Origin of the sequence: Pseudoalteromonas issachenkonii (genome assembly GCF_002310795.1) — a bacterium.
Classification (GTDB): domain Bacteria; phylum Pseudomonadota; class Gammaproteobacteria; order Enterobacterales; family Alteromonadaceae; genus Pseudoalteromonas; species Pseudoalteromonas tetraodonis.
In genome coordinates this window covers 1573289-1586590 of record NZ_CP011030.1, presented here as the reverse complement: position 1 = coordinate 1586590, position 13302 = coordinate 1573289, and the positions used below count along the sequence as shown (strand labels likewise).

The 13302-nt window shown below is 40.0% G+C and carries 11 protein-coding genes and 1 tRNA gene; 4 read left to right on the top strand and 8 right to left on the bottom strand.

Annotated elements, in window-relative coordinates:
* Positions 1-2: 2 nt before the first annotated feature.
* On the bottom strand, positions 3-428 hold the full coding sequence (locus tag PISS_RS07285; RefSeq protein ID WP_008112472.1) for a tetratricopeptide repeat protein: 426 nt from the start codon (positions 426-428) through the stop codon (positions 3-5).
* A gap of 208 nt (positions 429-636) precedes the next feature.
* Here PISS_RS07285 and PISS_RS07280 point away from each other — a divergent pair, with 208 nt between their 5' ends.
* Together PISS_RS07280 and PISS_RS07275 are read left to right on the top strand one after the other, a co-directional pair.
* On the top strand, positions 637-1026 hold the full coding sequence (locus tag PISS_RS07280) for a YkgJ family cysteine cluster protein (RefSeq protein ID WP_008465669.1): 390 nt from the start codon (positions 637-639) through the stop codon (positions 1024-1026).
* Between the two features lie 173 nt (positions 1027-1199).
* Positions 1200-3590, top strand: a complete 2391-nt coding sequence (locus PISS_RS07275) for a TonB-dependent receptor (RefSeq protein WP_058154556.1) — start codon at positions 1200-1202, stop codon at positions 3588-3590.
* A gap of 78 nt (positions 3591-3668) precedes the next feature.
* On the opposite strand, the gene bamJ is transcribed toward PISS_RS07275, so the two are convergent.
* From bamJ to PISS_RS07245, 6 genes are all read right to left on the bottom strand, one after another.
* Complete coding sequence (bamJ, locus tag PISS_RS07270) at positions 3669-4286, bottom strand: BamJ family beta-barrel-assembly machinery protein (RefSeq protein ID WP_008112467.1); 618 nt, start codon at positions 4284-4286, stop codon at positions 3669-3671.
* A gap of 69 nt (positions 4287-4355) precedes the next feature.
* Positions 4356-4679, bottom strand: a complete 324-nt coding sequence (locus PISS_RS07265; RefSeq protein ID WP_013464868.1) for a hypothetical protein — start codon at positions 4677-4679, stop codon at positions 4356-4358.
* Positions 4680-4790: 111 nt separating this feature from the next.
* Positions 4791-4886, bottom strand: a tRNA-Ser gene (locus PISS_RS07260).
* Between the two features lie 98 nt (positions 4887-4984).
* The gene (locus PISS_RS07255; protein ID WP_024601029.1) at positions 4985-5362 is read right to left on the bottom strand and encodes a hypothetical protein; all 378 of its coding nucleotides are present in this window, start codon (positions 5360-5362) and stop codon (positions 4985-4987) included.
* 203 nt (positions 5363-5565) lie between these two features.
* On the bottom strand, positions 5566-6114 hold the full coding sequence (locus PISS_RS07250) for an NAD(P)H nitroreductase (RefSeq protein ID WP_013464866.1): 549 nt from the start codon (positions 6112-6114) through the stop codon (positions 5566-5568).
* A gap of 395 nt (positions 6115-6509) precedes the next feature.
* The gene (locus tag PISS_RS07245) at positions 6510-8471 is read right to left on the bottom strand and encodes an oxidoreductase (RefSeq protein WP_036956448.1); all 1962 of its coding nucleotides are present in this window, start codon (positions 8469-8471) and stop codon (positions 6510-6512) included.
* Between the two features lie 322 nt (positions 8472-8793).
* Here PISS_RS07245 and sppA point away from each other — a divergent pair, with 322 nt between their 5' ends.
* Both sppA and ansA read left to right on the top strand, forming a co-directional pair.
* Positions 8794-10659: a signal peptide peptidase SppA gene (sppA, locus tag PISS_RS07240; RefSeq protein ID WP_008112457.1), complete on the top strand. Its 1866-nt coding sequence runs from the start codon at positions 8794-8796 to the stop codon at positions 10657-10659.
* A gap of 70 nt (positions 10660-10729) precedes the next feature.
* A complete protein-coding gene (gene ansA / locus PISS_RS07235) occupies positions 10730-11740 on the top strand; it encodes an asparaginase (RefSeq protein WP_024601031.1) in 1011 nt (336 codons plus the stop codon).
* A 66-nt stretch (positions 11741-11806) separates the two neighbouring features.
* Here the strand turns inward: ansA and gndA are convergent, their stop codons facing one another.
* Positions 11807-13180, bottom strand: a complete 1374-nt coding sequence (gndA, locus tag PISS_RS07230) for an NADP-dependent phosphogluconate dehydrogenase (protein ID WP_036956446.1) — start codon at positions 13178-13180, stop codon at positions 11807-11809.
* Positions 13181-13302: the final 122 nt, after the last annotated feature.

The window sequence follows — 13302 nt, the reverse complement described above, 5'->3', positions numbered from 1 at the left end:
GTCTAGCCTTCTTCTTCAACCAATGATTCTAATAACTCATGGATCTCTGATTTTAATTCTTTGTCTTCAATTTTATTCGCACTGATTTTAGCATCTTGCAGATTTTTAATTGCCGCTTCTTTATCACCCAGCTCAAGCTGTAAAGTAGCCATAGAAAAGGCAACAGACGACATATGATCTTTGTTATTAATTTCTATCGACTTCTGTAACGCTTTTTCGTAAGTCTCGATAGCTTCTTCTAGCTCTTCGGTGAAATCAGCCAATGTTTCCCACTGAACAGGGTGATCTTTCGCTGTATTTTCGTTTTCAATACAAATAGCTTTTAGCTCAGCATATAAAGATTCAAACTGTTTAGTATCATTTTTATTAGCCGCTGCCATCAGCTTTTCCGCCAAATCGTGAACCGCTTTGTATACTTTAGTATTCATAATTACTCGCTACCTTATTAACGCGCCTTTTTTGACTTATTAAAGGCATCGTATTCGAAATATATTCCCTAATAGTACATTATTATTAAGCGCTGCGTTGTTACAAAAGTATTATAAGCGATAAAAACAGAGGTTTAATTTAAAAACCTGGATATTACAGTGCTACACTTAACGCTTAATTTAAGTCGCAATAGTAAATACCTACCCTATGCAAAATTGCAATCAATGCGGTAAATGCTGCACTAAATATGGTGCGGCAGATTTAGATACAAATCAGGATGAAATTGAAATGTGGGCGTTATTCAACCCAGAAATATTTCAATATGTTAAAAACGATCAGTTATGGTTTGATCCCAAAACAGGCGAGCAATTAACGCAATGCCCATTTTTAGTACTAAGCAGTAAAAAATATCCACAAGAAAAAGATAAATATACATGCAGTATTTACCATGACCGTCCTCAAGATTGCCGACACTACCCAAGTTTAATTTCAGAAATGATAAACGATGACTGTGAAATGCTTGAACCAATCGATAAACAAAATCCTTTTAAAGCACAAAAAAAATTAGACATACTAATGATAGACAGCCGCTCTTAAGCGAATAAATATAACAAATGCACTGATCTGTAATAATGAGCTGGTAATGTAAATTTAACGCGATTATTTTGCCATTCAACGCAAAATTAAAAGTTATAGTATAACATTGTTGATGATGCCATTTTGTAGTGTTATATTATATCACAACATAACAACCACGATTCGAAGTAATTATGACAAAGTTAACACTCATATCCTCAGCGCTACTGTCTGTTTTGTGTTCTCACTCTGCCCTAGCAGCAACGATTAACGGCACAGTAACAGATTCAAAAAAACAACCTATTGCTAATGCAACTATCCATGTTCATGGAAAGTCACAAAGCGTGAAAAGCAATGAACAAGGTCAGTTTAGCATCGACATAGATGCTAAAAGCCAATTACATATTAGTAAAGATAACTACATCGATTCACGTATATCGCTTGAGAATGTAGACGATACAATTACTGTTACATTAAAGCCGTCTTCGGTTGAAACTGTGGTTGTGTATGCTTCGGCACTGCATAAAAATAGCTTAGAAATGATTTCACCTGTGAGCGTACTATCAGGGGATGAACTAAAAAATAAAGCGAAACCGACCCTAGGTGAAACACTTAAAGGAATACCAGGAGTAAACGCGAGTTATTTCGGCCCAGTGTCTTCAAGTCCGATTATTCGTGGCCTAGGTGGTCCTCGTGTTAAAATTACTCAAAACGGTTTAGATAGCAGTGATGCATCACGTATTGGTCCAGATCACGCGACATCAAGTGATAGCTTAGCCGCTGAACAAATTGAAGTACTACGAGGCCCAAGCACCCTACTATATGGCTCTGGTGCTATTGGCGGTGTAGTAAATGTGGTTGATAACCGTATTCCAACCAATAATATTGACGCACTCTCGGGAGCGGCACAATACACACACGATACCGTTTCAAATGCGAACACCTATGCGGCAAAATTAGAAACAGGCAGCAATAACTTTAATTTTCATTTTGATGGCACCAAACGCAGTGGTGATGACTATCAAACGCCTCGCTTTAACCTACCAGATGAACATGAAGAAGGTGAAGTACACATTGAGGGCGATGAAGAAACAGCCACTTCAGTTGAAAATACTTTTATCGACAGTGAAACAGTGAACTTTGGTACCAGCTATGTCGGTGAGCATTTAACCGTTGGCTTTTCATACGGCAATATTGAAACAGACTATGGCATTCCAGGGCATTCACATGATCACGGTCATGCCCATGAAGAAGAAGGCGATCATGAAGATCATGCGGATGAAGAACATATAGAAACTCCCGTTTATGCTCATTTAGAGCAAGATCGTTGGCAAGGACTGGTAAGTTATGCATTTCATGATAACTGGATTGAATCGATTAATCTTCGTCTTGGCTACACCGACTACACTCACAGTGAAATTGAAGATGGCGCGATTGGCACCACGTTTAGTAACGAAACCACAGAAGCACGTTTAAATGTAGAGCATCAGTTAAGCCAATGGCATGGCATGATTGGCTATCACTATAGTGAATCTGATTACGATGCAATTGGCGAAGAAGCGTTTACGCCTGCAAGTGTCACTACCACCCATGCGTTATATCTACTTGAAGAACGCACATTTGGCGATGTCACCGTAGAGCTTGGCGCCCGCCTAGAAGATTATGATATCAAAAGTGATGTAGATACACATCAGCACAGCCATGATGAACAACCTGTATCGGCAGATGAGACCATTAACTACACCGAAAGCTTTACTAATGTAAGTGCCTCAGCAGGTGCGATTTGGGAGTATATGCCAAGTCACAACCTAGCCGTTAGCTTGTCACATTCAGAGCGTGCACCTCTTTCAGCTGAGTTACTCTCTAATGGTGTGCATGTTGCCACAGGTACTTATGAGCTTGGCTTGGGCTATCATATTGAAGGGGCAGAAGCGCATTTTGAACCTGAAGAAATTAAACAAGAGACCTCTACCAATCTTGATATTAGTTTACGTCGTTTTAGCGGTGACTTTGGCTACACCGTCAACTTTTTCTATAACGATATTAAAAACTTTTATTATCAACAAAACACCGGATTAGTGTTTGATGAGATGGATGGCTTTGAGTCTGCTGCCAATGGACACAGCGATGCAATTGATGTTTATCAATTTACCAGTAAAGATGCGCAGCTTTATGGTTTTGAATTTGATGCACATTATCAAATAAACCCCAGCGCCATGGTAAAAGTATTTGGTGACTCTACTCGCGCCAAACTAAAAGATAATGAAGGTAATTTACCACGTATCCCTGCCAATAAATTGGGCTCAGAACTACAATATACCCTAGGTAATGCGCAATTTACCTTAACAGGAACCCATTACTTTGAGCAAAATGATATTAGTGCTTACGAAACGGCAACGGATGGCTATACATTAATTGATTTACAAGCTAATTATCAGCTTGATTTAGGTGCCGTTGACACGCAGCTTTACCTAAGTGTTGATAACATTACTGATGAACTTGGTTTTGTACATAGTTCATTTATTAAAGATACGGCACCTCTTCCTGGACGTAACTTCCAATTTGGCGTTAGAGGCTACTTTTAAAACGCGCTCATTTTTAATCAGACAATAAAAAACCGCATTCGTAATAATGAATGCGGTTTTTTTACAACTAAATTCTAATTAAAGAATCGCGTGTAACTCAACGTCAAATACTAGAGTTGAGTAAGGTGCGATTGCAGCACCGGCACCACGTTCACCATAAGCAAGCTCATGAGGAACGTATAAACGCCATTTAGTACCTACTGGCATCATTTGTAATGCTTCAGTCCAACCTTTGATCACGCCACCTACTGGGAATTCAGCAGGTTGACCGCGCTCGTATGAGCTATCAAAAACAGTACCGTTTACTAAAGTACCGTGGTAATCAACACGTACTGTAGACTCTGCAGTTGGCTTTTCGCCTTCACCTGTTGCAAGTACTTCGTACTGAAGACCTGACTCAGTAACTGTAATTTCAGGACGTTTTGCGTTTTCTTCTAAAAATGCAATACCTTCAGCAGCCAATACTTTAGCTTCTTCTTCACGACGAGCTTGGATCTCTTCGTTGATTTTCTCAAATGCAGCTTGGATCTCAGGGATCTCTACTTGAAAAGCACTGCCTGCATACGCATCTTTCATGCCTTCAAATACTGAATTTAAGTTTAAACCTTCAAAAGGGTTAGCCTTAAGTTGCTCACCCATTTGTAAGCCAATACCGTAACTTGCTTTTTCAGCATCTGTAGTAAAATTATCTGACATAATGTGTTATTCACGTTTTGTTAGTTAAAAGACCCGTATATGCTATCACAAAATAAAAGCCGTTTGGGGCTAGTTTTTATTGAGTTTTTCTTTAATTAAACCAATAGCAAAGGTACATACAGGTAAACTGAGCAAAATTCCAACAAGTAAGCTCATCGGCAACAATCCGACCACGCCGATCAACAAAAGAGGCACAGCCACCAAACCGATAATGCCAATGTAAAACGCGCCCCACACTGGCCAAAAATGATCGTATTTTGTGATTAAATGCCCGGATAAAAGATTAAACCCGATGCCATATAAGAAAGTCATCATCAGCGCATTATCTGGGTATGCATCAATGGCCATTTTTTGCAATAACGATATGGCACTTTGGTAACAATAACCAAACACAGTCCATAGCAGGATGTGCTTGAGTAAACGTTTAGAAAAGGATAACTCCGGGGACTGTGACATAATAAAGCTCCAGATAGCAAAAAACCGCCAATAAGGCGGTTTTTTAAATGGTGGAGAGATAGGGATTTGAACTGAACCCTAGAGGGGCTATAAACCCCTGCCGGTTTTCAAGACCGGTGCATTCGACCACTCTGCCATCTCTCCGTACGGCGCGCATAATAAGATCATACGCTTAGCTTGTAAAGCCCTATTTTACTAAAACCGGTTAAATAGTTAAATATTAATCAGGATAGTCATAAACCCTAGTAATATTGTTTAGGTCTGCGGGCAATCCAAGAACATACTAAACACACCAATAAGCTGGCAGTTAAAAATGCAATACTTTGAAATATTAAATCGAAGCGGTTTAAGTCATCACTTGGGATCACAACTAACACAAACGAAGGTAGTACGGTGAATAATAGAACATAGCAGCATATTTTAAAGGCTCTGCCAAAATCAAATCGTCGAGACTGTTGCATCCACCATGTTAGCAGTACTAGCACACCCATCGCAGTTGCAGCAATAAAATGAGCTGCTTGTGTATTCATTGCAACATAAAATGTCGCAAGCGCGCCAACAACACCCCAGATTGACCAAGCAAACCAGTTTTCTTTTTCACGTAAAAATAAATTTCCCATCATTTTCGTCTTCTTTATCGTTATTATTGGTAAGACTTTCCATACATTACCAAAAAACAACCGATTAAAAAACAAACTGAAGAAGATTTATTGCGTATGGTGCTTCCGTGCGCTTCTCGCAGCTACAATATTAACCGCGGTAGTGTAACACGATTAACTTAATGAATTATGACTATATTGAATATAAAAAGTTCATCCTATTGCTACAAAAAACTAAAATAGTTTTCTGGTTTATGGCGCGGTGACTTTTTACACTCAACTGCTGGCGTCCCTAAATACAAATAACCCACTATTTCATCATCATTGTTTAAGTTAAGCGCGTGTTTAACACTGGGGCTTTGTGCAAAGTAACCTGTGCGCCAAATACCGCCAAGCCCTTGTGCAAATGCGGCTTGTTGCATAGCCAGCACGCCACAGCCTGCACTTTGAACTTGTTCTATTCTTGGTACTTTTGGATGTTGTTGATATTTTGCAATGGCAATAATGATCATGGGTGCTCTAAGGGGTAACTCTTTAGCACGATTAATTACTTTTTCAGCTTGCTGCTCGGCCAAAGCGCTTTGATAATAAATTTCACCCAACTTATGACGTGCATCCCCTTGAACAATGATATATTGCCAAGGCGCAATACAGCCATGATCGGGAACTCTGAGCCCAGCCTGCTGAATAATGTTTAGTTGTTCTTCATTAGGGCCTGGCTCTGTCAGTTTTGCATCTGACTGGCGGGTTAATAAAAGCTCAATAGCATCCATTATAATTACTCAAAAGACAAAACAATAGCATACCATTGAAACCCTTAGGTTAAAATATAATGGGCACCCCGCTGTTATTATTTGCTTATCAAGAAAGTACCTAGGTTAAAAAAGCACACAAATAATATCGCAACCCAAATAGCCGTGTATTTGTGCCATTACAAAGTGGCGCTCGCCTTTTGCGTGTAAATAATTAGGTCGAACTAATGAGGGGCTTTATAGGTTTAATTTTGCCAGTTAAGCGTTGAAGCCGAGGCACCATTGAAAGTCGCAATAGCGTATTTATTAGCTATACAAGGAATGGGGTAAGGTAAAAAACAACAATATAAGGGTCTGATTAAAAGTTAACTATCTTTAAAAAATAATCAGACCCGTGTACTTACTTAAATTGCATATTAAATACTGCGTGCAACTTGTAAGGCTTCGAATATAGCGCGCTTGGCATCAATAGCCGCTGCTAGTTTAGCGCCACCAATAACATGAACCTTGGCATTCTCTGCTTGCGCCTTAAATAGTTCGTCATTAGACACTTGGCCAATACAAGCAATCACAGTATCAACTGGCAATACTTGCGTTTCGCCAGCAACACTGATAGTTAGGCCGTTTTTATCAAAACGATGGTATTGGCAATTGGCAATTTGCTTAACGCCATGTTGTTTAGCAACTTGACGATGTATCCAACCGGTTGTTTTACCTAAATCACCACCAAAGCGCCCTTCACTGCGTTTAAGCATATAAAGTTGACGATCATCTTTGTGAGGCTGAGCATCGCACTCTATTCCCCACTGGGTTTTAAAGTCGCTGATACTTTGTGATTTATGTTCACTTAAAAATGCCACCATATCAAAACCAATACCGCCTGCGCCTAAAATCGCAATCGAGTTACCAAGTTCAACCTCACCGCGAATGACTTCATCGTAGGCAAAAACACGTTTGTCATCACTACATTCTATAGAGGCTTCACGTGGCCTTACACCCGTGGCAAAAACCACATCATCAAACTGGCTTAGCATACCATCATCAAATGCTTTACCTAATTCAATAGTGACGTTTAAACGCTTAAGTTCATTGGTAAAGTAAGCCAATGTATGGTTAAAGTCTTCTTTACCTGGTATTTGCATGGCCAAATTAAACTGCCCACCCATATGCTGCTTTTGGTCAATAAGCGTTACATTGTGACCTTTTTGCGCTAAGTAACAACTTGAAGAAAGCCCAGCAGGACCCGCTCCAACCACTAATACATTTTTAGCTGTTGCGGCTTTTTCTAGAGGGTAATCAAGTTCAAAACCCGCTTGTGGGTTAACTAAGCAAGTGGCACGTTTACCTTTAAATACGTGGTCTAAACAGCCCTGATTACACCCAATACAAATATTAATATGGTCAGAGCGCTTGGCTTGGTATTTGTTAAAAAACTCAGGATCGGCAAGTAAAGGGCGCGCCATAGAGATTAAATCAGCTTCACCCGCCGTTAAAATATCATTGGCAATTTCTGGTGTATTAATGCGGTTTACGGCAATAACAGGCACGCTAATAACATCTTTCAACCGCTTTGACGCTTCTTTAAATGCGCCTGGGGGTACCATGCTTGCAATTGTCGGTACCCGTGCTTCATGCCAACCAATGCCAGTATTAAAAATATCAACACCTGCTTTTTCAAGTGCAATAGCTTGTTGTGTTACTTCCTCAGGAGTTGAGCCATTCGGAATTAAATCGATAACAGACAGTCTAAAAATAATTAGAAATTTATCTGAAACTTTAGCTCTTACTGCTTTTACAATCTCAACAGCTAAACGCATTCTGTTTTCAAGACTGCCACCAAACTCATCGTCTCGTTTGTTTGTATGCGGTGCCATAAATTCATTAATTAAGTAACCTTCAGAGCCCATCACCTCTACGCCGTCGTAACCTGCTTTTTCTGCTAAATATGCAGAGTGAGCAAAATCTTTAATGGTTTTTTTAATTGAACTTAAAGACATAGCCTTAGGTTTATAAGGGTTGATCGGTGCTTTTATCGCACTTGGAGCTTGATTGAATGGATGATAGGCATAGCGCCCAGCATGCAATAACTGCAGGCAAATTTTACCACCATGTTGATGAACAGCTTGCGTATAAGCACGGTGTTTAAAAACATCATAATAACTATTAAATGATGATGAAATAGGCGTTAACTTGCCGCGAAGATTAGGGCTATATCCCCCCGTAATGAGCATTGCTGTGCCACCTTTAGCACGTGCTTCATAAAAAGCACGTAGACGTTTACGATTATGCCATCCCTCTTCGAGACCGGTATGCATTGATCCCATTACTAAACGGTTACGTAGTTGTGTGTGTTTTAGTTCTAATTTTTGTTCTAACATCCTGTGCCCCAATAACTGGTCTAACCTGTGTGCATTTAGTCAATTCTGCTTTAATGACCAACAATAAGCAATATATGAGCAGATTAAACTTAATAATTTTTTAACTCAAAATCTGTTAACTGCGTTTATCTTGACCAATAGCGTGAGTTAAAAGTAGTGACTACAGCCATAATTTCAGTAATTATTTATTAAATAAACACGTGTTTAATTTCAAGTGTAATTGAATTTATAAATGTTTCGTTACGATTTAGCAGTTAAATTTATTTATATTCTACGCTAAGATGGCAATAACGTTTTAGCTGTACCAATTTAAGGAGCTATTTTGATAGCAAAGGTATTTAAAGGTATATGGACGGGGATCAACTTCTCACGTCGTTTAATACTCAACGTATTGTTTTTATTTTTGGTCGTTATTTTTATCGTATCGGTATCAAGTGACGGTGATAAAATTATTGTCGAAGAGGGCTCTGTTCTTAGACTTAACCTTAATGGCCCTATTGTCGAAGAAAAAACCTATATAGACCCTGTTGAAGCCGCTATTAATGATGCAACGGCCAGTGCTGACTCACCCAGTGAAATATTGCTCGACGATGTAGTTGAAGTAATTAATGAAGCAGCGCAAGACTCGCGTATAAGCGCTATTTTGCTTGATTTACAAGAAATGCCAAAAGCACATTTAAATAAGCTCAAACAAATTACACAGGCACTTGAAACATTTAAAGCAACCGGTAAAAAAGTGATTGCCTCAGGGTATTACTACACCCAAGCACAATATTACATTGCCGCGCATGCAGACGAAATTGCGATGCATCCTTATGGTAGTGTGCTTATTGAAGGCTACGGTATGTACCCGCTTTACTTCAAAGACGCATTAGAAAAATTAGAAGTCACTCAGCATATATTCCGTGTAGGTACCTTTAAATCGGCCGTTGAACCGTTTATCAGAAACGATATGTCAGAGGCAGCTAAAGAAGCAAACCGCGTATGGCTTGGTGCTTTATGGAATGAATATAAGCAAGACGTTAGTGCTGTACGTCCTTTTGATGAGTCAAACTTTGATGAAACAATGGATGTTTATTTAGCTAAAATGCAAGCCGCTAATGGTGATGCCGGTAAATATGCACTGGATAACCAATGGGTTGATTCATTAAAAACCAATCAGCAAATTCGCCAACAATTAATTGAATTGGTTGGAGAAAATGAAGATGGAAAAACATTTAAACAAGTCTCTTTTGGTGAATACTTAAGTTTAGTAAAACCGCCTATTGAGTTTGATAACCCTATGACTGAAAAAGTCGCTGTTGTGGTTGCTAAAGGCACTATTGTTGATGGTGAGCGCCGTGCTGGTGAAATTGGTGGTGATTCAACTGCAGCCCTACTTCGCAAAGCGCGACTTGATGACAAGGTTAAAGCGGTGGTTTTACGAATAGATTCAGGCGGTGGCAGCATGTTTGCCTCAGAAGTAATTCGTGCTGAAGTACTTGCACTTAAAGCTGCTGGTAAACCCGTTATTGCATCAATGAGCTCAGTAGCTGCATCAGGCGGTTATTGGATTGCATCGGCGGCCAATGAAATTTGGGCAGCACCGAGTACAATTACCGGTTCAATTGGCGTATTTGGTACCTTTATGACATTTGAAGATACCCTAGCTAAAATAGGCGTGTATTCAGATGGCGTAGCCACCACAGAATTGGCAGGTTTTTCAATCACTCGCCCACTTAACGAGAAAATGGCTAAAGTTATTCAAATGAGTGTTGAAGAAGCGTATGGACGCTTTTTAGATGTGGTTGCTGAGGCACGTAATATGACCCCAGAGCAAGTTGATAAAATTGCCCAAGGTCGGGTATGGATTGCATCGCAAGCTCAAGAGCTTGGTTTAGTTGATAAACTTGGTAATAAACAAGATGCGATTAAAGCAGCTGCTGAGCTTGCAAAGCTTAACTACTATGACGTTAAAACAATTAAGCAATCGCTTAGCCCACAAGAAAAAATGCTTCAAGATATCTTCGGCAGTGCCGCCGTTAAATCAGTACTTGGGCTTGAAACACAAAAAACAGCAGTATTAGCCAGCCAAGCTAATCTGCAAAGTGTTATTAAACAATTAAGCAGTGAAGTAGAAAACCTAAAAGATTATAACGATCCACAAGGTGTTTATGCCCGCTGTTTAGAGTGTACAGTTGCACAATAGTGCCTTAACAGGCTGTATTGATTAGCAGTTAGCGTTATACTAAGCCCAGTTTTTTTACTGGGCTTTTTTTATGAAACGTAAACGCATTTATATCGCTTACACTGGCGGTACCATAGGAATGAAAAAATCAATTCGCGGCTATATTCCTGCTGAAGGGTTTTTAACCGAAACCGTGGTTAATAACGCAGAGTTTAATCGTGAAGAAATGCCATTATTTGATATTCATGAATACTGCCCGCTTATAGATTCTTCAGATATGTCACCGGCTCATTGGCAACTCATCGCCGATGACATAAAAAGTAAATACCAAGATTACGATGGCTTTGTGGTACTGCATGGCACCGATACTATGGCCTATACTGCATCAGCTCTGTCGTTTATGTTTGAAAACTTAACTAAACCTATTATTGTGACCGGCTCACAAATTCCACTGTCTCAATTACGCTCAGATGGCCAAGTTAACCTACTTAATGCCATGTATTTAGCGGCTAACTACCCCATTGCAGAAGTCAGCTTATTTTTTAATAATCAGTTGTTCAGAGGTAATCGTGCCACTAAAGCCCATGCAGATGGGTTTGATGCATTCGCCTCACCTAACTTAGAGCCGCTTGCACTTTCAGGTATTAATATTCAGCTGATCAAAGGGCAATTAAGCCCGTATGTAGAAAATGAACTCCAAGTTACCCCTATTACACCGCAAGCTATTGGCGTGCTGTATTTATACCCAGGGATCAGCAAAGAAGTAGTAAAAAGCTTAGTTAATGGCAATATTAAAGCCCTTGTACTGCTAAGCTTTGGTGTAGGCAATGCGCCACAAGACCCTGAGTTTTTAGCGATTCTGGATGAAGCAAGTAAACGGGGTGTTATTATTACTAATTTAACCCAATGTTTAAAAGGCCAAGTGAACATGGGCGGTTATGCCACGGGTAATGCGCTGTTAAACATAGGCGTGATCAGCGGTTACGATATGACCTTAGAAGCATGCTTAACTAAGCTGCATTACTTGTTTAGTCAAAACCTAGAAATTGAAACAATTCGCCATTTAATGCAAGATAACCTGCGTGGTGAGCTGACCCGTTAAGTAATCAGTTAAGCGAATAACAAAAAAGGACGCTACTTAGCGTCCTTTTTGATTACTTAGATTTTATTAACGAACTTTTGCGTCAATATCAACTAAGTCAGTTAAATGACACGTTTCACCACTGTGGGTTTTAATGCCATGCTCACCAAAGTAATCACGCTGGGCTTGAACTAAGTGCCCATTACTTGGTGTTGTTAGCGTTGCTAAGTAGGTTTGTGTTGCACTAAGCACAGGAAACGCCAGACCCGTCATAACGGCTTGGCCAGTCACTTTACGCATCGCTAATGACTCTTGTTCAAGCGTGTCAATAAACTCAACGCCTTGCGCTACACTATCAAGGTAATCAGCACGGATAATACACCCTGCACGCCATGTTTGTAGCGTTTTCGCTAAATCAACTTTCCATTGATGAGTTCGTGAAGCGCCTTTAATTAATGCAAGTCCTTGACGGTATGCCAACAGGCTCGCAAGGGTAAACGCATCTTTTAATTCATCTAAATCAATATCAACTTGCGTGGTATTTTGTGCGCTGTATGTCATTTCTTGTGCGGCAGTGGTATTACACGCATTGGTTAAATGACGAGCTTGTACAGCAGCCACTAGCGACGGTACCGCAATACCTAATTCAAGGGCGTTTTGTGCTGTCCATAAACCGGTGCCTTTTGCGCCTACTTTATTGTCAATTAAATCTACAAGCGGCACATTATGCGAATTTTCAAGTGATAAAATATGGCTTGAGATTGACAGTAAATAGCTATTTAGCTGCCCTTGAGACCATTCGTTAAATATCTCTGCAATTTCTTTAGGTGAGCGATTAGTGCCGTGACGCAATAGCTGATACATTTCTGCAATCAGTTGCATGAGTGCGTATTCAATTCCATTATGAACCATTTTTACAAAATGGCCGCTGGCTGACTGGCCCACACGCGCAAAACACGACTCGCCTTTATAGCTTGCAGCAACCTTTGTAAACCATGGCTCGACACGCTCCCAGCCACCTTCAGAACCACTGGCCATCATAGCTGGACCGTGACGTGCACCCTCGGCACCGCCTGAAATACCCATAGTGGCAAATTCAAACTTATCTTGGTATTTGAGCTTACGGTTAATACCGTCTTTATAATTACTGTTACCACAATCAACAATAATATCACTACACTGAACACCCGCTTCAATAAGCTCGTTGCAAACCGCATCAACTAACTCGCCAGCAGGCACAAGTAATAAAATAGAACGCGGTGCTTCTAAACGCCTAACCATATCCCCTAGATCAGAGACAATGTGAAGTTTATCAGCCATGCCTTGTGATTTAGCACAACTTAGTAATTCTTCACCCGCATTTGGGTTTTTGTCATAAGCGACAAGCGTTATCCCTTTTTCAATCAAGTTCAGGGCAAGATTTTTCCCCATAACGCCTAACCCTACTAATGCAACTTGCATTTAGTGCCCTCCTCGGTAACAACTATTTGGTTAGTAAATTAAAATAATACCGCGTGCATTATACTCAGACCGCAGCCATGAGCAAAGCTACATGCATTTATTACAGCTAAAATAAACGCCGC